The organism is Enterobacter cloacae complex sp. 309I3, assembly GCF_050031595.1.
Taxonomy (GTDB): domain Bacteria; phylum Pseudomonadota; class Gammaproteobacteria; order Enterobacterales; family Enterobacteriaceae; genus Enterobacter; species Enterobacter cloacae.
Genome location: NZ_JBLGWI010000001.1, coordinates 4,164,130 through 4,187,306 on the forward strand (window position 1 = coordinate 4,164,130; position 23,177 = coordinate 4,187,306).

The following is a 23,177-nucleotide window of genomic DNA, read 5'->3' on the forward strand; positions in this document are numbered from 1 at the left end:
GGGCTGGGGTGAGGGGACATCAGGCCTCAATATCCGCCATATCGCCTTTCTCCTGCAGCCAGTTGCGTCGGTCTTCCGAACGTTTTTTGGCCAGCAGCATATCCATCATAGCGTTGGTTTGCTGTTCGTCTTCATCGCTGATGGTCAGCTGAACCAGACGACGGGTGTTAGGATCCAGCGTGGTTTCGCGCAGTTGCATTGGGTTCATCTCGCCCAGCCCTTTAAAGCGCTGAACGTTTGGTTTGCCCTTCTTGCGCTTGAGCTGCTCCAGCACGCCCGCTTTCTCTTCTTCCGTCAGCGCGTAGTACACCTCTTTGCCGAGATCGATACGGTAGAGCGGCGGCAGCGCGACGTAGACGTGGCCGTTTTTCACCAGCGTGCGGAAGTGCTTCACGAAGAGTGCGCACAACAGCGTGGCGATGTGCAGACCATCGGAGTCCGCATCCGCGAGGATACAGATTTTGCCGTAGCGCAGCTGGCTAAGATCTTCGCTGTCCGGATCGATACCGATCGCAACAGAGATATCATGCACTTCCTGCGAGGCCAGCACTTCATCGGACGAGACTTCCCAGGTATTCAGGATTTTACCTTTAAGCGGCATGATCGCCTGGTATTCACGGTCGCGCGCCTGCTTGGCCGATCCGCCTGCCGAGTCCCCTTCCACCAGGAACAGCTCGGTACGGTTAAGATCCTGCGCGGTACAGTCCGCCAGCTTGCCCGGCAACGCAGGACCGCTGGTGAGCTTTTTACGCACCACTTTCTTCGCCGCACGCAGACGACGCTGCGCGCTGGAGATCGCCATTTCCGCCAGCATCTCTGCAGCCTGAACGTTCTGGTTCAGCCACAGGGTGAAGGCATCTTTGACCACGCCGGAAACAAAGGCCGCGCACTGACGCGAGGAGAGACGCTCTTTGGTTTGCCCGGCAAACTGCGGATCCTGCATCTTCACGGAAAGCACGTAGGCGCAGCGATCCCAGATATCTTCCGCCGACAGCTTCACGCCGCGCGGCAGAATGTTGCGGTATTCGCAGAATTCACGCATCGCATCCAGCAGACCCTGACGCAGCCCGTTAACGTGCGTACCGCCGAGCATGGTTGGGATCAGGTTGACGTAACTTTCGGTCAACAGCTCACCGCCTTCCGGCAGCCACAGCAGCGCCCAGTCCACCGCTTCGGTGTCACCGGTGAAATTACCGACGAACGGTTTTTCCGGCAGCGTCGGCAGGCCGTTTACCGCTTCGCACAGGTAGTCGTTCAGACCGTCGGCATAGCACCAGCTCTGCTCGGTATTGTTGACGTTATCTTTAAACGTGATTTCCACGCCAGGGCACAGCACCGCTTTAGCTTTCAGCAGGTGCGTCAGGCGAGAAACGGAGAAACGTGGGCTGTCGAAGAAGCTTTCGTCAGGCCAGAAGTGGACGCTGGTGCCGGTGTTGCGTTTACCGCACGTGCCGACAACCTGCAGATCCTGCACTTTCTCGCCGTTTTCAAACGCGATGTTATACACCTGGCCGTCGCGGCGAACGTTCACTTCCACGCGCTTAGACAGGGCGTTAACCACGGAAATCCCCACACCGTGCAAACCACCGGAGAACTGGTAGTTCTTGTTGGAGAACTTACCGCCCGCATGCAGTCGGCAGAGGATCAGCTCAACGGCCGGTACGCCCTCTTCCGGGTGGATATCCACCGGCATGCCGCGACCGTCGTCGATAACTTCCAGCGACTGATCGGCATGCAGGATAACGTCGACACGTTTGGCATGGCCTGCCAGCGCTTCGTCGACACTGTTATCAATAACTTCCTGGCCCAGATGGTTTGGGCGCGTCGTATCGGTGTACATCCCCGGGCGGCGGCGAACCGGCTCAAGTCCGGTGAGTACCTCAATGGCATCAGCGTTATAGGTTTGCGTCATGATTTAAACTAGCAATTCGCATTGATTGTCAGAGGCTGTGCAGTCCAAGAAAATCGACAATCTGGGTGAAATGATCTTCAAAGCCCGTGAAAGCATGATTTCCGCCCTCTTCTATAGTCTGGCGGCAGGAGGCGTAATACGCCACTGCCTGGCGGTAATCCAGCACTTCATCACCCGTTTGTTGCAGCAGCCAGATCAGGTCCGGTGCTTCAAGCGGGTCGACCTGCATAACTTTGAGATCGTAAATATGGCGTGACTCTAGCACATATTGTTGGCCGGTGTAGGGGTTCTCGTTTTCGCCAAGAAAGTCCCGCAGCAGCTCAAACGGTCGAACCGCCGGGTTAACCACAACGGCGGGCAGCATAAAGCATTGCGAGAGCCATGTGGCGTAATACCCTCCCAGCGAGGAACCCACCACGCCGAAAGATTCGCCGCCGTGTTCCAGAACAATGGATTCCAGCATCTCCGCCGCCTCTGCCGGATAAGGCGGCAGCTGCGGGATAATCATCTCAACGTGCGGATGATGCTCGCTCAGCCACTGGCGTAACTGTGTCGCTTTGGCAGATCGCGGCGAGCTGTTGAACCCATGCAGGTAGAGGAGCGTAGACATCAATAGCCTTCTGAAGCGGTATCGGGGCGGAATTGCGCGCCTGCCAGACGGCAGACTTCCGTGGTCAGTGAACCATCCGCATGCAGTTCCAGCCAGCGCCAGCCCGGCGCGATGGTATCCAGGGTAAAGTTCGCGCAGTGCGGCTTAAACTGAACGCAGGTCGACGGCGTCGCCAGCAGACGGCGGCCATTCCAGTCGAGATCCTGTTCCTGATGAATGTGTCCGCACAGCAGATTCTTCACGCGCGGAAATTTCACCAGCACGCTATCCAGGGCGGCAGAATTGCGCAGGCTGTGTTGATCGAGCCAGCTACAGCCCGCCGGAAGCGGATGATGATGAAGCAAAAGCAGCGTATGTCGCGCCGGTTCGGCGGCCAGTTTGGTCTCCAGCCAGTCGAGCTGAAACTCGCTTAACTCACCGTGCGGGACGCCAAACACCTGGCTGTCGAGCAGCAGGATCTGCCACTGCTCACCGGCAAACACACACTTCGCCGGAGAGATCCCCGCCTCCTGAAGAGAGCTGTACATCGCAGGCTGAAAGTCGTGGTTGCCCGGAAGCCAGACGCACGGCACGCTAAAGCTCGCGATGCCTTCAGCAAAATGCTGGTAGGCCGCGGAGGATTGATCCTGCGCCAGATCGCCCGTTGCAACGATCAGATCGCAGGCACGATTTTCAGCGTGAATAGCGCTAAGTACAGCCTGATAACTCTCCCAGGTGTTCACCCCCAGCAGCGTTTCATGCTTTTCGGCAAAAAGGTGAGTATCGGTGATTTGTAATATCCTGACTGGTGCCCCACCAGCAACAGTCAGGTTCAACAGGCTTTCCAAATGGTGTCCTTAGGTAGGTTTATGACGCTAACAAACCGGAATCGCCATTGCTCCATGTGCTAAACAATATCTTAGCCAGTCGGCTAAAAACTGGTTAATTTGATGCTTTTCGTCGCGTTGATGCAACTTTTTATTCGGGTAATCATACCGCGCTTTAAAACGAAAGATCTGCTGACTTGAACACACTTCAGCGACCATCGCGTCGTGGTAGAGCCGCACCGTCATTGACGGCAGGCTCCAGTAGCTAATGCTGGGTGCCGTTTGTTCGATTTCCACCAGCGTAGTGTAGCGCGTTGATTCTGTTATCGTTAATCGATACTGCGCGTTGCTCACCTGATAGCTTACCGTTTCGCCGGGTGCGTCGTTTCTCGGCAGCAGGCGGCGCAATTGTGCGAAATTGGTTTCGCACAGGCGCATCATTTCTGGGAAGTCAGGTGTATAACGCTTCATTTTTTCCACTCGTTTCGTAATGTCTGATAATGCAGTTGCAGCCATTGCAGGGCGATGACAGACGCTGCGTTGTCGATTTTCCCCTCTTCTACCCACTGGTAAGCCTGCTCCCGACTCACCACATGAACCCGAATATCTTCGTTTTCATCTGCCAGACCGTGGATCCCATCCGCGGTCGTGGCGTCCACTTCGCCCACCATGATGGACAAGCGCTCGCTGGTGCCTCCCGGACTGGCCAGATAGCTGAGCACCGGTTTTGTGCGGCCAACGATCAGCCCCGCCTCTTCCAGCGCCTCGCGGCGGGCAACGTCTTCAACCGACTCGCCCTCTTCGATCATGCCGGCGACCATCTCCAGCAACCACGGGCTTTCACTGACGTCATACGCCGCGATGCGAATCTGCTCAACCAGTACGACTTCATCACGCACTGGGTCAAAGGGTAGCAAGACTGCTGCATGCCCGCGCTCAAAAATTTCGCGCCTGATTTCGCCGCTCATCTCACCGTTAAACAGGCGATGCCTGAAACGGTAAAGTTCCATTGAAAAAAAACCGCTATAAAGCGTTTCTCGTGCAATAATTTCTACATCGTTTTTGGCGAATGTCACGGGCAACTTATCTGGTTTTTGCATGAGTCGAGTCCTGGTAGCAATGGTGATGAAATTATGAATTTCAAGGCTGTTTGGCTGCCGTTTGTAAGGCTATATGGTAGATTGGTGCAAATTAACGCCACATGGCACATTACGCCAACCTTTTGGTGTGGATGATTCTGTTAGAATCGGCAATTATTTTTAATTAGATCAGCGCTAATACTGCTTCACAACAAGGAATGCAAATGAAGAAATTGCTCCCCATCCTTATCGGCCTGAGCCTGACGGGCTTCAGTGCAATGAGCCAGGCGGAAAACCTGTTACAGGTCTACCAGCAGGCACGTCTGGGCAACCCTGATTTACGTAAATCAGCGGCCGATCGTGATGCTGCGTTTGAAAAGATTAACGAAGCGCGTAGCCCACTGCTGCCGCAGTTAGGTTTAGGTGCAGATTATACCTACAGCAACGGTTTCCGCGACGCTAACGGCGTTAACTCCAATGCTACCAGCGCCTCACTGCAATTAACACAGACGCTGTTTGATATGTCCAAATGGCGCGCACTGACCCTGCAGGAAAAGAGCGCGGGTATCCAGGATGTGACCTATCAGACTGACCAGCAAACGCTGATCCTGAACACGGCGACTGCGTACTTCAACGTGCTGAGCGCGATTGACTCGCTCTCCTATACTGAAGCGCAGAAACAGGCAATTTACCGTCAGTTAGATCAAACCACCCAGCGTTTCAACGTGGGCCTGGTCGCCATCACTGACGTGCAGAACGCCCGTTCACAGTACGACAGCGTACTGGCCAACGAAGTGACCGCGCGTAACAACCTCGACAACGCGCTGGAATCTCTGCGTCAGGTCACCGGTAATTACTATCCAGAACTGGCTTCCCTGAACGTAGATAACTTCAAGACCGATAAGCCGCAGGCGGTGAATGCCCTGCTGAAAGAAGCAGAAAACCGCAACCTGACCTTACTGCAGGCGCGTCTGAGCCAGGACCTGGCCCGCGAGCAGATTCGTCAGGCGCAGGATGGCCACCTGCCAACCCTGAGCCTAAGCGCCTCCACCGGCGTGTCTGATACCAGCTACAGCGGTTCTAAAACCAACACCGCCCAGTATGACGACAGCAACCAGGGCCAGAACAAAGTCGGCCTGAGCTTCTCACTGCCGCTGTATCAGGGCGGTTTGGTGAATTCTCAGGTGAAACAGGCGCAGTACAACTTTGTTGGCGCAAGCGAGCAGCTGGAAAGCGCCCACCGCAACGTGGTGCAGACCGTGCGTTCGTCGTTCAACAACGTGAACGCTTCTATCAGCAGCATCAACGCGTATAAACAAGCCGTTGTGTCTGCCCAAAGCTCCCTGGATGCAATGGAAGCTGGTTACTCCGTCGGTACTCGTACCATTGTTGACGTGCTGGACGCGACTACCACGCTGTATAACGCGAAACAGCAGCTCTCCAGCGCACGTTACCAGTACCTGATTAACCAGCTGAACATCAAGCAGGCGCTGGGTACGCTGAACGAGCAGGACCTGCTGGCGCTGAACAATGCGCTGGGTAAACCGGTCTCAACCTCGCCGGACAGCGTGGCACCGGAGAATCCGGAGCAGGTTGCTGCGGTTGATAACTTCAACGCTAACAGCAATGCCCCTGCTGCACAGCCAGCCGCTGCGCGTACCAACACCGGCAGCAATCCGTTCCGTCACTAAGAGTGTCATCAGGCCCACTGCGGCCTGATGCCCTCCCCCCAGCCCTCTCCTACAGGGAGAGGGAGCATCTGAATCACATCCGAACGTAAGCCAACGTAAAGATCCCCCTGATTCCGACCCTCTTCGCTTCATTTTCAACCACTCATCCTCTATCCTGAGCGTTATAACCACTGGGTCCTGGAAGACAAATATGAAACGGACAAAATCCATAAATCACGCTTCGTTCCGCAAAAGCTGGAACGCGCGTCACCTCACCCCTGTTGCGCTGGCGGTTACCGCTGTCTTTATGCTGGCAGGCTGTGAGAAAAGCGATGAAACGGTTTCTCTGTATCAAAACGCAGAGGACTGCTCAGCCGCAACCGGTAACGCGGCAGAATGTAAGACCGCCTATAACAACGCCCTGAAAGAAGCGGAACGTACCGCACCGAAATATGCCACACGCGAAGACTGCGTGGCAGAGTTCGGTGAAGGCCAGTGTCAACAGACACCGGCTCAGGCGGGAACGGCGCCAGAAAATCAGGCGCAGGCTCAGTCCAGCGGTAGCTTCTGGATGCCACTGATGGCCGGCTATATGATGGGCCGCCTGATGGGCGGCGGGGCGGGTTACCAGCAGCAGCCGCTGTTTAGCTCGAAAAACCCGGCCAGCCCGGCCTACGGCCAATACACCGATGCCAGCGGCAAAGGCTATGGCGCAGCAACGCCTGGCCGCACCGTGACCGTACCGAAAACGGCGATGGCTCCGAAACCGGCTACCACCAGCACCATCACCCGCGGCGGGTTCGGTGAATCTGTGGCGAAACAGACCAGCATGCAGCGCAGCGCGACGGGTACGTCAACTCGCTCAATGGGCGGCTGATCATGGAACGAGTCAGTATCACCGAGCGCCCGGACTGGCGCGAAAAAGCGACCGAATACGGTTTTAACTTCCACACCATGTATGGCGAGCCGTACTGGTGTGAAGACGCTTATTACAAACTGACGCTCGCCCAGGTGGAAAAACTGGAGGCGGTGACGGCAGAGCTCCATCAGATGTGCCTGAAGGTTGTCGAGAAAGTGATCGACAGCGACGAGCTGATGGCTAAATTCCGCATTCCGAAGCACACCTGGGGCTTTGTGCGCCAGTCGTGGAAAACCAGCCAGCCCTCGCTCTATTCTCGCCTTGATCTGGCGTGGGATGGCGTGGGTGAACCTAAGCTTCTTGAAAATAACGCCGATACGCCAACCTCTCTGTATGAAGCGGCCTTCTTCCAGTGGATCTGGCTGGAAGACCAGATGAACGCCGGAAACCTGCCGGAAGAGAGCGACCAGTTCAATAGCCTGCAGGAAAAGTTGATTGAGCGTTTCGCCGAGCTGCGTGAACAGCACGGTTTCAACCTGCTGCATCTCGCCTGCTGCCGTGACACGGAAGAAGATCGTGGAACGGTTCAGTATCTGCAGGATTGTGCTGCCGAAGCGGAAGTCGCCACCGAGTTTCTCTATATAGAGGATATCGGTCTGGGCGAGAAAGGTCAGTTTACTGACCTGCAGGATCAGGTGATCAGTAACCTGTTCAAGCTCTACCCGTGGGAATATATGCTGCGTGAGATGTTCTCCACCAAGCTGGAAGACGCTGGCGTGCGCTGGCTGGAACCAGCGTGGAAGAGCATCATCTCCAACAAAGCCCTGCTGCCGATGTTGTGGGAAATGTTCCCGAACCACCCGAACCTGCTGCCGGCATACTTTGCGGAAGATGATTACCCGCAAATGGAAAAATATGTCGTGAAGCCAATTTTCTCTCGCGAGGGGGCAAACGTCTCCATTATCGAAAACGGTAAAACGCTGGAAGCGGTTGAAGGGCCTTACGGCGAAGAAGGAATGATCGTCCAGGCATTTTATCAGCTGCCGAAATTTGGCGACAGCTATACGCTGATTGGCAGCTGGCTCATCAACGATCAGCCAGCCGGGATTGGCATCCGCGAAGATCGCGCGCTGATCACGCAGGATCTGTCACGGTTCTATCCGCATATTTTTGTTGAGTAGAGTGCGGCCTGATGCCCTCTCCCACGGGAGAGGGTGTAAACATAAAAACGGCAACCGCAGGTTGCCGCTTTGCTTTTATTACCCCACCTGCACCGACAGCATACTCAAACTCCCCATCTCAATACCGTCGACCGGGATCATCACCGGTTCCTGGCCATCCCACGCGCCAAGAACGTACAGCAGCGGCAGGAAGTGTTCCGGCGTTGGGTTAGAGAGCGAACCGCCTTCGTGATCCAGATAGTTCACCAGCGGATGCTGCTCAACCGGGCCTTGCCAGGTCAGATTGTCTTTAACGTAATCGTTAAAGGACGTTGCCCATGGGTAAGATGTATTTTCACCGTGCCAGCGCGCCGTACGCAGGTTGTGTACCACGTTACCGCTTGCCACCAGCATAATGCCTTCATCACGAAGCGTAGCCAGCTTGCGGCCCATCTCCATGTGCCAGGCTGCCGGTTTAGTACTGTCGATACTCAACTGCACCATCGGGATGTCGGCGTCCGGGTACATTTTTATCAGCACGCCCCATGAGCCGTGGTCAAAGCCCCAGGCCTCTTTATCCAGCGCGACCGGGACAGGTGCCAGCAAATCCACCAGCTTCTGTGCCAGCTCGGGCGAGCCGGGGGCCGGATAATGCGTGTCGTACAACGCCTGCGGGAAACCGCCAAAATCATGGATTGTTTTTGGCGCCTCCATGGCAGTTACGCCAGTGCCACGGGTGAACCAATGTGCAGACACCACCACAATCGCCTTCGGACGCGGCAACGTCTCGCCCAGGTGACGCCATGTGCGGGTGTAGACGTTGTCTTCCAGAACGTTCATTGGGCTACCGTGGCCTAAAAACAGTGCTGGCATACGTGAAGAAGTCATGGTGATATCCTTACAGAAGGTGTCAATTTGATGGTGCTACATTACGCTTAACACGATGAAGATGAACGCAGATAAGCGTGAAGATCATCATCAGGAAATTTGAATGTAAGGAATATGTAAAACAGAGGTTCCCCTCTCGCTTTGGCCAACGTGAATTATTAGTATTAATGAGAATCATTATCACAAGGAGCATTGCATGTCCGTCCCCTTGATCCTGACCATCCTGGCGGGTGCCGCCACCTTTATCGGTGCGATCCTCGGTGTGCTTGGTCAAAAGCCGTCTAACCGCGTGCTGGCCTTTTCACTGGGATTTGCTGCCGGCATTATGCTGCTCATCTCTCTGATGGAGATGCTGCCTGCCGCACTGGGCACAGAAGGCATGTCTCCGGTACTGGGTTACGGCATGTTTGTGTTTGGTCTGCTGGGCTATTTTGCGCTCGATCGCATGCTGCCCCATGCACATCCTCAGGATTTGATGCAAAAAAGCGTCGCGCCGGTGCCGCAAAAGATTAAACGTACTGCCATCCTCCTCACGCTCGGCATCAGCCTGCACAACTTCCCGGAGGGTGTCGCGACCTATGTCACCGCCAGCAGCAACCTGGAGATGGGTCTGGGTATCGCCCTGGCGGTGGCCTTACACAATATTCCTGAAGGGCTAGCCGTTGCCGGACCGGTTTATGCCGCCACGGGATCAAAACGCACCGCCGTGTTCTGGGCCGGGATATCGGGAATGGCGGAAATTCTCGGGGGCGTACTGGCGTGGCTGATACTGGGAAGCCTGGTTTCACCGGTGGTGATGGCCGCCATTATGGCCGCGGTTGCGGGGATTATGGTGGCGCTGTCGGTTGATGAACTGATGCCGCTGGCGAAAGAGATCGATCCTAACAACAATCCGAGTTATGGGGTGTTGTGCGGAATGTCTGTAATGGGATTAAGCCTGGTGTTGTTACAAACGGCGGGTATTGGCTGAACGGTTGCGCTTCCTTATTTGAGGGAGCGCAATTTCTTTTAATGTCAGTGAATACCAACTATCAGTATTAATGATATAAAGTCCGGCACCATACTTTCTAATCGCCATAGAATTCACTTAAGAAATATTATTTATAACTATTCCCCGTAAAATAATTACCGCTTCGTGTATTTAAAAAAACTCAAAAGATTGATGTCAATCACTATTTAAACCGAGCATTCTGGCTGTTGAGTAACAGCATTTTTCCCATTTATAACTTCAAATGATTTATTAATAGTCTCTAAATCCCCCATTTAGAAATGCTCACGAGATGAACCATATTGCGACTGGTATATTTCGACCGCTTTAATGAAATAAAAGTGTTGCAATATTAATTCATTAAAATTATTGCGCCATCCACTCCTAGATAAAGGATTATATCTTCATGTTTAACAAGACTATTCTGGCAGTTACGACAACTGCATTGCTTTCTGGTCTGTCATTTACTGCTATGGCAGCAGATAACCAGGGCTCGGGGAAGATCACGTTCACCGGTGAAGTTATCAGTGCGCCTTGCTCTATCACCCCGGGAGATGAAAATCAGACTATTGAATTAGGAGAAGTCGCGGATAGCGTGCTGAACAGCGGTAAAAACTCGCTGCCGGTTGACGTGAATATCCACCTGCAGGATTGCATTCTCTCTTCTACCACCGGACAAACCACCACCACGATCGACAAAGTGAAGGTCACCTTTGCCTCCGCAAGTACCGATTCGACCGACACCAGCCTGATGAAAAACACGCTTGACGGCAACATCGGCGGTGCAACTGGTGTGGGCGTTCGCTTGCTGGATAGCGGCAGCAATAAAGTCACGCTGGGTACGCCGATTGAAGTGTCCTTCCCTACCACAAATGCCTATCAGGAACTGAACTTCAAAGCCCGAATGGAACCGGTATCTGGCAGCCAGGCTACCCCGGGTAACGTTCAGGCCCAGGCGAACTATATCCTTGAATACAAGTAATTTGATTGCCGTCTGAAAACGTAGCCGATGAAGGACTCATCGGCTTTTATGCCTTCTTTTTAAAAGCGAAACGGATTTATGCTAAAACACTCAGCGCATCAACTCTCCCGCCTCTCTGCTTTTATAAAGTATTCGCTGAGTGCCACACTTTACTCAGCTTTATTCGTGTTGCCTGTCTCCGCTGTTGAATTCAACACAGATATGATTGACGTTGAAGACCGAAGTAATATTGATATTTCCCAGTTTGAGAAAAAAGGCCACATCGCGCCGGGTAGCTATCTCGTCCGCATTCAGGTCAATAAAAACACGTTGCCTCAATCCGCAACAATGGAGTGGATCGCAACGGAAAACGAAAGCGGTTCGCAAATTTGCGTGAATGCCGGGCAGTTATCCGCTTTCGGACTGAGCACCGATTTTATTTCGCGGCTCCATTATTCTCAGGGCGGACGTTGCCTTGATCTTTCGGCTGTTCCTGAGCTGGGCTTTTCCCTTAATAAAGGGACAATGGTGCTTTCCGTCACCGTTCCCCAGGCATGGATGAAATATCAGGCGAAGAACTGGACGCCGCCGGAATATTGGGATGAAGGCATTGCGGGTGTTTTACTTGATTATAATCTCTATGGCAGCCAGTACGATCCGCACGGGGGCGACGACAGCCAGAATTTCAGCGCCTACGGCACGCTCGGGTTTAACCTCGGCGCGTGGCGTCTGCGTTCAGATTATCAATATAACCAAAACTTTCGTCGCGGTGAGTCTACAGGCAGCGAAAGCAGTCTGGCACGAACTTATCTCTACCGCCCTATCCCTTCGCTGTCATCAAAAGTGACGCTGGGGCAATATGATTTAAGCTCAGATATTTTTGATACCTTCCACTTTACCGGTGCATCACTGGAAAGTGATGAAAGTATGCTGCCGCCTGATTTACAGGGTTATGCACCACAAATTAACGGCATCGCGCAGACCAATGCCAAAGTGACCGTCTCCCAGTCTGGCCGCGTTCTTTATCAAACAACCGTCGCGCCGGGACCGTTCACCATTTCAGACCTGGGTGAAACCTACCAGGGACAGCTGGATGTGGTGGTCGAAGAGGAAGATGGGCGCAAAACCACCTTCCAGGTGGGTTCATCCTCAATCCCCTTCCTGACCCGAAAAGGCCAGGTGCGCTATAAAACATCCATCGGTAAGCCCACCGCTACGGGCCATAACGACATCAATAACCCGCTTTTCTGGACAGGTGAACTCTCGTGGGGCTGGCTGAGTAATGTGTCACTGTATGGCGGCACCCTGCTGACGGCGGATGATTATCAGGCCATGACCACCGGTATCGGCTTCAACCTGGATTCGTTCGGCTCGATCTCTTTTGATGTGACGGGCGCCGAGGCCACGCTCCATCAGGGAAAAAATGAGACACAGCGTGGGTACAGCTATCGCGCCAACTACGCAAAACGTTTTGAGGCGACCGGCAGCCAAATCACCTTCGCAGGTTATCGATTCTCGGATAAAGAATATGTCTCAATGAGTGAATATCTCGCCTCCCGGGACGGAGATACCTCAACGACAAACGAAAAAGAGAGTTATGTTATCTCCTTCAACCAGTACCTTGATTCGCTGGCATTAAATACCTATCTCAACGTCACCCGTAACACCTACTGGGACAACAGCAGCAACACAAACTACTCCTTTTCGCTGAGCCGCAATTTTGATATCGGCAATTTAAGAGGTTTATCCGCATCGCTGGCGCTAAGCCGCGTGCGCTGGGATGACAGCGACGAAAACCAGGTCTATTTCGCCTTCACCCTCCCGCTGGAGCAAAGTCGTAGCATTATGTACAGCTACCAGCGATCGGGCGGCGACAGCGCGTCTCATATGGCTTCTTACTATGACGCCTCCGATCGCAACAATACGTGGAATCTCTCGGCCTCTACGACGGAAGACGATTTGCGCGAAGGCGAACCGTCATTGCGCGGTGGATACCAGCACTATTCTCCTTACGGGCGTCTCAATCTTTCAGGAAGCGTTCAGCCCAACCAATACCGTTCGATCAGCGCGGGCTGGAACGGCTCGATCACCGCCACGCGACATGGCGTAGCCCTGCATGATTACAGCCCGGCCAATAACGCCCGCATGATGATCGATGCCGATGGCGTTGACGGAATTGAGGTCAACAGTTCGCGCACGCGCACTAACGCATTCGGTATTGCTGTCGTTCCCTCACTCAGCAACTACACCACCTCCACGGTGCGCGTTAACAGCAACACGCTGCCTGATGGCGTGGATATAGCAACCTCCGTTATTCGCACCACGCTGACGGAAGGTGCCATTGGTTACAGCAAGCTGAACGCCACCACGGGCTACCAGATTGTCGGCATTATTCGACAGGAAAACGGTCAGTTCCCTCCTTTGGGCGTCAGTATCGTCGACAGCGCTACGGGTAAAGAGGTCGGTCTGGTTGCCGAAGAAGGGTTTGTTTATCTCAGCGGGATTCAGGAAAACAGTACGTTACGTCTCACCTGGTCTGACAAAGCGTGTGAAATCACGCCGCCGAACCAAAGTAACCTTAACGGTGACGCTATATTTTTACCTTGTAAAACAGTGCATTAATTCAGGATGAATAAAATGAACATCACGATGATTTCAAAAGGACTTATCTGTTTCCTTGGCACGTGCAGCTTTGCCTGGGCCACCGTATCGCCCGACAGAACACGCATCATTTTCAACGCCTCAGCAAAAAGCGTGTCGGTCAGACTGATAAACCAGAGTAAAACCGATCCTTATCTGGCTCAGTCGTGGATTGAGGATAAAGCGGGTAAAAAAACGCGCGAGTTTATCTCTCCTGTTCCGCCACTGCTGCGTATCGAGCCGGAGGAACAGGCGCAGGTTCGCCTGATGGCGCAGCAAAACCTCAGCCGACTTCCAGCCGATCGCGAGTCGCTGTTTTATTACAACATGCGGGAGATCCCACCCAAAGCCGAGCAGAAGAACGTGATGCAAATCGCCATGCAAAGCCGCCTTAAACTGTTCTGGCGGCCAAAAGCCATTGAGCTTAAGGAGGGCCAGTTTGTTCCGCTGGATAAAGTGGTTATATCCCGCGCCTCGGGTACGCTGCAGTTTAAAAACAGCAGCCCCTATTACATCACCGTGGGCTATATCGGACTGAACGGTAAAACCTTATTGCCGGGCGCAGAGAGCGTAATGATTGAGCCGTTTGGTCAGGCCAGCCAGTCACTGGCTAAGCTGCCCGCTGAATTTCAAGTCGGGTATATCAGCGATTATGGCGGTCTGGAAATGTTTAAGGTGAGTTGTAACGCGGTGCAACCTGCCTGCCAGAGCAAACCGGTGAATAAGGGATAATGATGAAAAAAATATATCTCGTGGTGATTGCCCTTTTATGTTTGTTCTCATCCTCCGCATGGGCGATGGACTGTTACAAAGATTCATTGGGCGGTCAAAGTCTGGTCACAACAACGCTCCCGACGTTCACGGTCCCAGCCAACGCCCCAGCCGGACAAAAAATTTGGGAAAGCGGCGATTTGCTGGTGACGGTATATTGCGATCACGCCACCCGCGACAGTACAAAACCTGTCTCGCAGGATCCCTGGAGTGAACACGTTTATGCCTATATCCTGGACAGTTTTCATAACACCGATAGCCTGATGACCAACAATCCCTATCTGGCGTTTGGCGTAACCTATAACGGTATTGACTATGACATCCCCGATATCAAAATTGATACGGGAGCCTGCCTTGATAAGCAGGATGATAAGTGGGGTGACTACAAGGAAGCAGCCTGCAATGGCGTCACAATTCAGAAAAACATCACATTTAGCGTGCGCTTTCGTCTCTACGTGAAGCTAAAAGCGATACCAAAAGAGCAGTTTGACTATACCTTTCCCTCCGTCACCGTACTGACGTTTGACGGTTCAGGCGGAATCAACACGCTTCCAAAAGCAAAAAACCTGCATTACGACATTACCGGGCTGTCAAATATTCACTTCCTGGACTGCGGTGTGGATATCCGGATCTACCCTGAAAATCAGATTGTGAATTTTGGCCAGTTTACGGAGAGCGCAGTCAACGCCAACGCCGTCACCTCACCGTTTAGCATTTCGACAATCCGGGATGCCACTGCTGGCTGTTCAGAACAATTTGACGTGACGACCAGCTTTTACACCACCGATACGCTCTACGATAATACGCATCTGGACATGGGAAATGGTTTACTCATGCGTCTCATTGATAAAACCAATGGCGACGTGACGTACAACCAGTATCTTCCTTTTGCAACCTATCACCCTGATGATACGGAGACGACGCTGACGCATGACTATACGGCGGAGCTAACCCGTAAACCTGGTGAAGCCGTTATTCCTGGACCATTCAGTAAAGACATTATTGTCAAAATAAATTATCAATAATTGATCAAAAAGCAGACCAGCATTTTCTTTTGGTCTGCTTATTTAGCCCCTCGCCCTCTTTTTTCTACGTAAGCCATTCACTTCAATAATTAATAAACGCATACTTAAAGAGTCTTTAATTATTTTTTAATCACGTATTGTTACAATTAGTTTTAGAATACAACCGCCTCAAACATCAATATCTCTTAAATATTATTCATAACAAGGATATTTCATGCGAAATATTTCAAAAACACTTTTGGCGGTTGCTTTAGGCTCTTTTATCTCTGGCAATGCACTGGCAAGCGATCAGGGCTCCGGTAAAATCACCTTTAAGGGCGTTATTATTGACGCACCATGCAATATTGCACCAGACAGTATTGATAAAGAGATTGAACTTGGCCAGTTCACCACGGCGGTGATGAATGTGAATAAAAAATCCACGGCGGTACCGGTTGATATCAACCTGGAAAACTGCCAGCTTGACGCTGCAGATGAAACCGCAACACCCGTCACCAAAGTGGACGTAACCTTCAGCAGCACCGCTACCGACGCAACCGATACCAGCCTGATGAGCAACACCTATGCGGGCGGCGCGCAGAACGTGGGCGTTCGTTTACTGGATAATGCAGAGACCCCTATCACGCTTGGTACGGCTCAAACTGTCGATCTTTCTGCGGGTTCAGCGACCCAGACGCTGCACTTCAAAGCGCAGATGGAAGTGGTCGATGGTAAAACAGCAACGGCAGGCCAGGTCGAATCTACCGCGAATTACGTCCTGTTGTATAAATAAGCCCATACCGTTAATTATATTTCGGCTGGCAATATATTTGCCAGCCATTGCCGTAATTTTATTTGAGAGCTGAATGATGAAATACAGTGCATTTTCGATCATCATTGCTGGCTTTCTTACGCCTCTTCCACTGGCCGCCGTTGAATTTAATATTAACGCTATCGATAAAGATCAGCGCGGCAATGTTGATTTATCCCAGTTCAAAGATAAGAACCACGTTGCGCCGGGTCATTATTTCGTTAACGTTGCAATTAATAATACGCCACTCGCTAACGGCTGGCAGTTAGCCTGGTATAAAAAAGACGATACAACGGAAGTCTGCATTCCGTCCGATCTGGCGGACACTTTTGGTCTGGACGATAAATACCGCAGCATGCTGACGGTTAACGCGGGCTGTGTCGACTTTTCCCCACTGCCGCAGGTTCGTTTCGAGTTTATTCAGGCGACGCAAACGCTGGAAGTCACCCTACCTCAGGCCTGGCTACAGTACCGTTCCACCAACTGGATGCCGCCCGCGACCTGGGACAACGGTGTCTCAGGCGTGCTGCTGGATTACAATCTGTTTGCCAGCCGCTATCAGCCAGATGAGGGGTCAAGCAGCGATAACGTCAATACCTACGGGACCGCTGGCGCCAACCTGGGCGCCTGGCGACTGCGGGGAGATTATCAGTACGCCCTTAACCGTACGGATGGGAGGTCGCAGAGCGACGGGCGCCTTTCTCGCGCCTACCTTTTTCGCCCTCTGCCTGCACTTGGCTCAAAGTTCACGCTGGGTGAGTCAGATTTTCAGTCGGATATTTTCGACGGATTTTCCTACACCGGAGCCTCACTTATCAGCGACGAGCGCATGCTCCCCTGGTCTCTGCGCGGCTACGCGCCACAAATTTCTGGTATTGCTCAGACGAATGCCACCGTGACCGTCAGCCAGGCAGACAGAATTATCTATCAAACCAAAGTCCCACCGGGCCCTTTCGTCATCCAGGATATCAACCAGTCCGTACAGGGAACGTTGGACGTCACCGTCGCCGAAGAAGACGGTCATACCAGCACCTTTCAGGTTTCTGCTGCCTCTGTGCCTTTCCTGACGCGACAAGGCCAGGTTCGCTATAAGCTGGCGGGCGGTAAACCCCGTCAGGACAGCTCGCATCAGGTCGAAAGCGAGGCCTTTTTAAGCAGCGAATTCTCCTGGGGCGTACTGTCCCAGACCTCCCTGTACGGCGGGATCCTGAACAGCGGTAATGATTACCGCGCGCTGGCGGCAGGTATCGGGCAGAACATGGATATGCTGGGCGCGCTGTCATTTGATGTCACCCAGGCCAGCAGCCAGCACGAGGGGGAAGCAAAGCAGACGGGATACAGTTACCGCATCAACTACAGCAAGCGTTTCGACACCACCGGGAGTCAGCTCACGCTTGCCAGCTACCGCTACTCCGACAGCCGCTTTCTCAGCTATGCCCGCTTTCTTGAAAAAGACCAGGGTAACGCGGAAACGGAAAAACAGACGCTGAGCATCACTGCCAGCCAGTACATTCCCGCCCTGTCGCTAAACCTTTACTTTGGTCTGCTGCGCCAGACCTGGTGGGACAGAGCCCCCTCCACCACCGGCACACTCACGGCAGGATACAACTTCGACCTTGGTCGCTGGAAAAATCTTGGCGTGACGGCCTCATGGAGCAAAACACATTATCAGGATCAAGGCGATGACACGCAGGTTTACTTCTCTTTAAGCATCCCTCTCGATCCGGATCATCGCCTCAATTACGATCTGAGAAACAGCGACACGACGCGTCAAACGCTCTCCTGGTATGACTCTTCAGACAGTAACAATACCTGGGGGATATCCGCTGGTACCGAGAGCGAAAAAACTGATGCCGGGGCGCAAGTCAGCGCCAATTATCAGCACTATGCCGGGACGGGAGATCTGAACCTGTCCGGAAGCTACAAGGCCCATGACTACCGTTCCGTCAGCGCGAGCTGGAACGGCTCGTTTACCGCAACCGCCCACGGGGCGTCGCTTCATCGCCGGAGCTACGGCAACGAACCGCGCGTGATGGTCAGCACGGAAGGAATCGGCAATATACCGCTGAATATGTCCCGCGATGCCACCAACATGTTTGGTATTGGCGTCCTGCCCGCCTTTTCGAGCTATATGCCCGCCAGCGTACAGGTCAATCTGAATAACCTGCCAGAGGGTGTCGATGTCGATAACCATGTCATTCGCTCCACCTGGACCGAGGGTGCAATCGGTTATCGGCTGATTGCCTCCCGTCAGGGTCAGGATGTTGCCGGGATCGTGCGTACCGCCAGCGGCACGCCGCCTCTCGGCGCCCAGGTGCGTGAGCAGGATTCAGGCAAAGAGGTGGGCATTATCGCCCAGGACGGACATATCTGGCTGGGGGCGGTAAAAGCTGAACAGCACTTTATCGTCACCTGGGGAGACGATCAGCAGTGTCATTTCTCCCTGCCAGCTTCTCTCGACAACACCACGCAGCTGATGCTGCCCTGCCAGTAACTTATCACTATGAAATCATACGTTTATTTAGCAGCACTCCTGTTTTGTGGCTCCGGCGTCTCGCAGGCGGCAATTAACCTGGACAGGACGCGCATCGTCTTTGCCGAAAGAGATAAAGCCAGCAGCCTGACCATTGAAAACCAGAGCAAATCGCTTCCCTACCTTGCCCTCGCCTGGGTGGAGGATCGGGACGGGCGCAAAGAGGACACCCATTTTATGGTCCTGCCGCCTATTCAGCGCATTGAACCCGGCGCCTCGTCACAGGTGCGGATCGTGAAACAGGCCGCGACGCAACAGCTGCCTGAAGATCGGGAAACGCTGTTTTATTTCAATCTGCGTGAAGTGCCGCCCAAAAGCGGGAGCCTGAAAGAGGAGCGCAGCGTCATGCAGGTGGCTATGCAGAGTCGCATAAAGTTGTTCTGGCGGCCGGAAAGCATTCGTAAAAAATCAGGTGAAGAGACGGAAATGCAGCTGTCGGTGACGCTGTCAGGCAAAACCATGCGCCTGAAAAACCCAACGCCCTATTTCATTACGCTGGCGTGGCTGAGCAATAACGGAAAAACCATGATGCCAGGCTTCGACAGCCTGATGATTAGCCCGTTTGCGACCAGTACGCTGACGCTAAGTGAAACAGAAGGAACGGGCTACAGCATAGGTTATATTGATGATTATGGTGCGCTACGCAAGGTCAATTTAACCTGTACCGGGTCAACACCATGCACGCTAACACCGCGCAAGGCAGGGCAAAATGCGACATCTCGCTAAGCTTTTCCTTTTTATGCTGGTGATGTGTCCCCTTAAGCAGGCGCTGGCGCTGAACTGCTACCTTGGCACACAAAATGGTCCGGTGGAGCAAACCAAAACGGTGTCAGAATTCTCAATCCCCAGCACAGCAAAAGTTGGGCAAAAGATTTGGGAATCCAGCGATATCAAAATCCCCGTGTATTGCGACAGAAATACCGCGTCAAATCATGAGAACGAAGACGTCTTCGCCTGGGTGAACCCTTATCCGTCGGTGTCGGATCCTTACTACGAACTCGGTGTAACCTACGAGGGTGCAGATTACGATGCCATCGGGCAAACCTACGGCGTGGATACCCGTCAGTGTCTGGACAACAACAGCCTGAGCAAATACACGGCCGAACAGTTAAAAGCGATGGGCTGGGAGAAATACATCTGTTCGGGGAATGCGTGGGATGTACATACCTCACGAACCTTTGCGGCACGCTTCAGGCTGTACGTTAAGCTCAAAGCGATACCGCCTCAGGGTTACGTCAGCACGCTTGGTGATTACATCGTCGTGCAGTTTGACGGCAAAGGCGGCGTAAATGCGCTTCCTGATGCCAAAAACCTCAAATATCACATTAACGGGCTGGAAAACATCAGGGTACTGGACTGCGGAGCGACGTTCAGTATTTACCCTGAAAATCAGGAGATCGACTTTGGCACCTTCAGCGCACGTGACATCGTCAATCAGGGCACGCGTACGCGAACGTTCTCGGTTAAAACCAGTAAAGTACAGGATGCGCAGTGTTCAGACGGATTTAAGATTGACTCGTCGTTCTATACCGATAGCGAGCTGACGGCCAGTGATACGGCGTTGCTGATTGGTAATGGCCTGAAGCTGCGCATTCTTAACGGCACACAGCCTTACACCTTCAATCAGTATGACGAGTACGCTGATTTTACCGGTTCGGTGCTGCATTTCGAGACCACGTACACCGCTGAGCTTTCACGTGCAGAGGGAAAGGGTATCGATTCTGGCCCTTTTGAAACGGTCGTGCTGTTTAAAATTAACTACCACTAGAGACAAAAAAGCCGGGTTTCCCCGGCTTTCTCATTCGTGCACCGTTCAGCTGGCTTTACGCTCGTGCGCCTGACGGTATTCGATCAGATCTTCAATCGTCACCACCGGCATGTTGTGCAGGCGTGCAAAGGTGATGCACTCTGGTGCGCGCGCCATGGTGCCGTCATCGTTGGTCAGTTCACACAGTACGCCTGCAGGTTTGAAGCCTGCCAGCGTCACCAGATCGATGGTCGCTTCAGTGTGGCCACCACGGGTCAGCACACCGCCCGCCTGCGCACGCAGCGGGAAGACGTGGCCAGGACGGTGCAGGTCGGATGGCTTGGCGTCATCGGCAATTGCTGCACGGACGGTAGTCAGACGGTCAGCCGCGGAGACACCGGTAGTCACGCCATGCGCGGCTTCGATGGTCACGGTAAAGCCGGTACCAAAGGCGCTGGTGTTGTTTTCGACCATCATCGGCAGCTCGAGCTGCTTACGGCGGTCTTCGGTAATACACAGGCATACGATGCCGCTGCCGTGACGGATGGTCAGCGCCATCTGCTCAACGGTCATGTTTTCGGCGGCGAAAATCATGTCGCCTTCGTTTTCACGGTTTTCATCGTCAAGCACCATCACGCCGCGGCCTTCGCGCAGGGCATCCAGTGCATGTTCAACACGTTGAGTTGAAGTGCCAAAAGAGGAAAGTAGCGTCTGATTCATGGTAAAAAAACCTCATTAACATTATGGTTACCAGAATCAGGGCAGTCTTAGGAGCGCCGTATAAGCGGCAAAAAGATAACGTGAGCGGGCCCATGCCCGACTGGATCGTTACTCTCTCCCATCCGGACTTTAACCGTCGGCCCCGGAATTACACCGGATCTGCTGACCTTTGAGAGTTCACCCAAAGCGCTCGCGGGCTTTCAGCATGACGCTGATTTACCGCCGGTGGGGAATTTCGCCCCGCCCTGAGAATAAGCGAGATAACTATAACGCTATTGATTAACCTGGGCAATGCATAAGCTTCAAACAAATCTGCTTTATCCTGGAGCATGACGCGCTACAATGTTCATCAACACCGTCTTATCAAGGGAAGCCACTATGATTGACCCGAAGAAAATTGAGCAAATTGCGCGTCAGGTTCATGAGTCCATGCCAAAAGGCATTCGTGAATTTGGTGATGACGTTGAGAAGAAAATCCGCCAGACGCTGCAGGCGCAGTTGGTTCGCCTTGATTTAGTGAGCCGCGAAGAGTTTGACGTGCAGACACAGGTTCTGCTGCGCACCCGTGAAAAGCTGGCGCTGCTGGAACAGCGTCTTACCGAGCTGGAAAACCGCAATACCCCGGAAGAAGTGAAGCCAGCACCAGCGATACCGCCGGTGGATGACCAGGCCTAAGTGCGGCCTGATGCCCTCACCCCAGCCCTCTCCCACGGGGCTGAGGGTTCCCCAGAAAAATGAAAAGCACGATGAAGTGTGATCTACTGGTTGCGCTAACAAATCAGAAGAGACCTCATCGTGCCTTTACAGACAGTCTGCCAGAAATTTTTCTCCGCGTCTTTACCGGACGTTCACAGCTTCCGGATTAATGTCCTTGTTTCCATGGCCGTTGCCCTCACGCACGGTGCGGATCTGACCCTGACCAGCCTTGGTCGCACTCTTCCCGGCAGGGCGCACGTCAAAAATAAAATTAAACGTGTTGACCGTGCCCTGGGTAATACCGCCCTTCACCGGGATATTCCCCGTATTCAGCATCTGCTCACACATACCATCACCTCCCTTATGCCCTTCTGTGTGATTGCTGTCGACTGGACAGGCTGGCATGACAGGAACTGGTATCTTCTGCGGGCAAGCCTGGTCTGTAATGGTCGCTCACTGCCGCTTATGAGTGAGGTTGTCCCCGCAGAGCTGGCGCAGAACAGCGATGTACAATGCCGCTTCCTTGACCGCCTGCATGATGCCATCCCGAAAGATAAAGCCGTCACCATCATTACGGATGCAGGCTTCAGGACAGACTGGTTCCGGCATGTCAGCCAGCTGGGCTGGAGCTTCACCGGCAGGGTCAGGGGCTGCATCAGCTTCCGGCTGGACGGAGATAAAAAGTGGATGAAAATCAGTGAGCTTGAGGCTACCGGACAACCGGTCTGCGTGGGTTACGGTGTCCTGTCCCGTAAACCACGAACGCCCTGTTACGGCCGGTTCTATCTGCATAAGCGCCCTGACGCAGGGCGTCAGGGAAAAGGGGGGATGCCGAAAACACAGCGGGAACACCGCAGTAGCGCGCGGGAGCCCTGGCTGCTGTTCAGTAATGCAGAGGGACTGGAGCCGCACCAGATAATGGCCCTGTACAGCCGCAGAATGCAGATAGAACAAAACTTCCGGGACGACAAAAGTCCACGCTTCGGGTTCGGTCTGAGGCTGAGCCGGAGTCAGGGAAAAGGGCGACTGGAAGTGCTGAATATGGTCGCGGCAATGGCAAGCCTGGTGATGTGGCTGGCAGGTTACAGGGCAGAAAGGCAGTGTTTACACTGGCACTATCAGGCAAGCAGCATCAGGCACAGACGGGTTCTGTCATACCTGAGTCTGGCAGAAGAAGTCATCCGGCATGAGCCAGGAAAAGTGAGACGGCTGAATATAGTTAACGAGATGAAAAAGCTGGGAAAAGAGTACAGTAATATGGTCATGGTGACATGACCATATTACTGGGGATCCCTCAGCCCACGGGGAGAGGGTGAAATAAC

General features: G+C 53.3%; 21 protein-coding genes and 1 riboswitch. Of the genes, 14 read left to right on the forward strand and 7 right to left on the reverse strand.

All coding sequences use genetic code 11. From position 1 onward, the window contains the following. Positions 1–19: 19 nt before the first annotated feature. Genes parE through nudF form a run of 5 tightly spaced genes read right to left on the reverse strand, consistent with a single transcriptional unit; the run spans position 20 to position 4,428 of the window. Complete coding sequence (parE, locus tag ACQG22_RS19905) at positions 20–1,912, reverse strand: DNA topoisomerase IV subunit B (RefSeq protein ID WP_013098740.1); 1,893 nt, start codon at positions 1,910–1,912, stop codon at positions 20–22. Positions 1,913–1,940: 28 nt separating this feature from the next. Next, positions 1,941–2,522 carry an esterase YqiA gene (gene yqiA / locus ACQG22_RS19910; RefSeq protein WP_014833291.1) on the reverse strand — a complete coding sequence of 194 codons (582 nt, stop codon included), beginning with the start codon at positions 2,520–2,522 and terminating at the stop codon, positions 1,941–1,943. Next, complete coding sequence (gene cpdA / locus ACQG22_RS19915; RefSeq protein WP_020689480.1) at positions 2,522–3,349, reverse strand: 3',5'-cyclic-AMP phosphodiesterase; 828 nt, start codon at positions 3,347–3,349, stop codon at positions 2,522–2,524. The genes yqiA and cpdA overlap by 1 nt, the downstream gene beginning before the upstream one ends. Positions 3,350–3,376: 27 nt before the next feature. Continuing rightward, a complete protein-coding gene (locus tag ACQG22_RS19920; protein ID WP_003862516.1) occupies positions 3,377–3,799 on the reverse strand; it encodes a DUF1249 family protein in 423 nt (140 codons plus the stop codon). Beyond that, complete coding sequence (nudF, locus tag ACQG22_RS19925; RefSeq protein WP_013098743.1) at positions 3,796–4,428, reverse strand: ADP-ribose diphosphatase; 633 nt, start codon at positions 4,426–4,428, stop codon at positions 3,796–3,798. The genes ACQG22_RS19920 and nudF overlap by 4 nt, the downstream gene beginning before the upstream one ends. A gap of 203 nt (positions 4,429–4,631) precedes the next feature. On the opposite strand from nudF, the gene tolC reads away from it, so the two are divergent. From tolC to ACQG22_RS19940, 3 genes are all read left to right on the forward strand, one after another. Further along, positions 4,632–6,098: an outer membrane channel protein TolC gene (gene tolC, locus ACQG22_RS19930; protein WP_047023594.1), complete on the forward strand. Its 1,467-nt coding sequence runs from the start codon at positions 4,632–4,634 to the stop codon at positions 6,096–6,098. A 190-nt stretch (positions 6,099–6,288) separates the two neighbouring features. After that, positions 6,289–6,954, forward strand: coding sequence for a DUF1190 family protein (locus tag ACQG22_RS19935; RefSeq protein WP_013098745.1), 666 nt, complete (start codon positions 6,289–6,291; stop codon positions 6,952–6,954). Positions 6,955–6,956: 2 nt separating this feature from the next. Beyond that, positions 6,957–8,117, forward strand: a complete 1,161-nt coding sequence (locus ACQG22_RS19940) for a glutathionylspermidine synthase family protein (RefSeq protein ID WP_029883040.1) — start codon at positions 6,957–6,959, stop codon at positions 8,115–8,117. 78 nt (positions 8,118–8,195) lie between these two features. Here ACQG22_RS19940 and ygiD read toward each other — a convergent pair whose 3' ends face one another. Then, positions 8,196–8,984, reverse strand: a complete 789-nt coding sequence (gene ygiD / locus ACQG22_RS19945) for a 4,5-DOPA dioxygenase extradiol (protein ID WP_246932589.1) — start codon at positions 8,982–8,984, stop codon at positions 8,196–8,198. A 196-nt stretch (positions 8,985–9,180) separates the two neighbouring features. Here ygiD and zupT point away from each other — a divergent pair, with 196 nt between their 5' ends. From zupT to ACQG22_RS19990, 9 genes are all read left to right on the forward strand, one after another. Beyond that, positions 9,181–9,954: a zinc transporter ZupT gene (gene zupT, locus ACQG22_RS19950; protein WP_013098748.1), complete on the forward strand. Its 774-nt coding sequence runs from the start codon at positions 9,181–9,183 to the stop codon at positions 9,952–9,954. A 424-nt stretch (positions 9,955–10,378) separates the two neighbouring features. Next, on the forward strand, positions 10,379–10,954 hold the full coding sequence (locus ACQG22_RS19955) for a fimbrial-like protein (protein ID WP_102752812.1): 576 nt from the start codon (positions 10,379–10,381) through the stop codon (positions 10,952–10,954). A gap of 78 nt (positions 10,955–11,032) precedes the next feature. Beyond that, complete coding sequence (locus ACQG22_RS19960; protein WP_102752811.1) at positions 11,033–13,555, forward strand: fimbria/pilus outer membrane usher protein; 2,523 nt, start codon at positions 11,033–11,035, stop codon at positions 13,553–13,555. Positions 13,556–13,570: 15 nt separating this feature from the next. Continuing rightward, entirely contained in the window at positions 13,571–14,305 is a 735-nt protein-coding gene (locus tag ACQG22_RS19965) for a fimbrial biogenesis chaperone (protein ID WP_013098751.1), read from the forward strand. A 2-nt stretch (positions 14,306–14,307) separates the two neighbouring features. Beyond that, complete coding sequence (locus ACQG22_RS19970; protein WP_013098752.1) at positions 14,308–15,369, forward strand: fimbrial protein; 1,062 nt, start codon at positions 14,308–14,310, stop codon at positions 15,367–15,369. A 214-nt stretch (positions 15,370–15,583) separates the two neighbouring features. Continuing rightward, a complete protein-coding gene (locus ACQG22_RS19975; RefSeq protein WP_038983453.1) occupies positions 15,584–16,141 on the forward strand; it encodes a fimbrial protein in 558 nt (185 codons plus the stop codon). A gap of 76 nt (positions 16,142–16,217) precedes the next feature. Continuing rightward, positions 16,218–18,653, forward strand: coding sequence for a fimbria/pilus outer membrane usher protein (locus ACQG22_RS19980; protein ID WP_180978492.1), 2,436 nt, complete (start codon positions 16,218–16,220; stop codon positions 18,651–18,653). Positions 18,654–18,662: 9 nt separating this feature from the next. After that, on the forward strand, positions 18,663–19,418 hold the full coding sequence (locus tag ACQG22_RS19985) for a fimbrial biogenesis chaperone (protein WP_102752808.1): 756 nt from the start codon (positions 18,663–18,665) through the stop codon (positions 19,416–19,418). Further along, a complete protein-coding gene (locus tag ACQG22_RS19990; protein WP_038420609.1) occupies positions 19,402–20,460 on the forward strand; it encodes a type 1 fimbrial protein in 1,059 nt (352 codons plus the stop codon). Before ACQG22_RS19985 ends, ACQG22_RS19990 begins: the two co-directional genes overlap by 17 nt. A gap of 45 nt (positions 20,461–20,505) precedes the next feature. Here ACQG22_RS19990 and ribB read toward each other — a convergent pair whose 3' ends face one another. Further along, the gene (ribB, locus tag ACQG22_RS19995) at positions 20,506–21,159 is read right to left on the reverse strand and encodes a 3,4-dihydroxy-2-butanone-4-phosphate synthase (protein WP_008502964.1); all 654 of its coding nucleotides are present in this window, start codon (positions 21,157–21,159) and stop codon (positions 20,506–20,508) included. 106 nt (positions 21,160–21,265) lie between these two features. Continuing rightward, positions 21,266–21,416, reverse strand: a riboswitch (FMN riboswitch). Positions 21,417–21,537: 121 nt separating this feature from the next. Here ribB and ubiK point away from each other — a divergent pair. Together ubiK and ACQG22_RS20005 are read left to right on the forward strand one after the other, a co-directional pair. Beyond that, positions 21,538–21,834: a ubiquinone biosynthesis accessory factor UbiK gene (ubiK, locus tag ACQG22_RS20000; RefSeq protein WP_013098757.1), complete on the forward strand. Its 297-nt coding sequence runs from the start codon at positions 21,538–21,540 to the stop codon at positions 21,832–21,834. A gap of 120 nt (positions 21,835–21,954) precedes the next feature. Then, positions 21,955–23,130: an IS4 family transposase gene (locus ACQG22_RS20005; protein ID WP_044157718.1), complete on the forward strand. Its 1,176-nt coding sequence runs from the start codon at positions 21,955–21,957 to the stop codon at positions 23,128–23,130. Positions 23,131–23,177 lie beyond the last annotated feature (47 nt).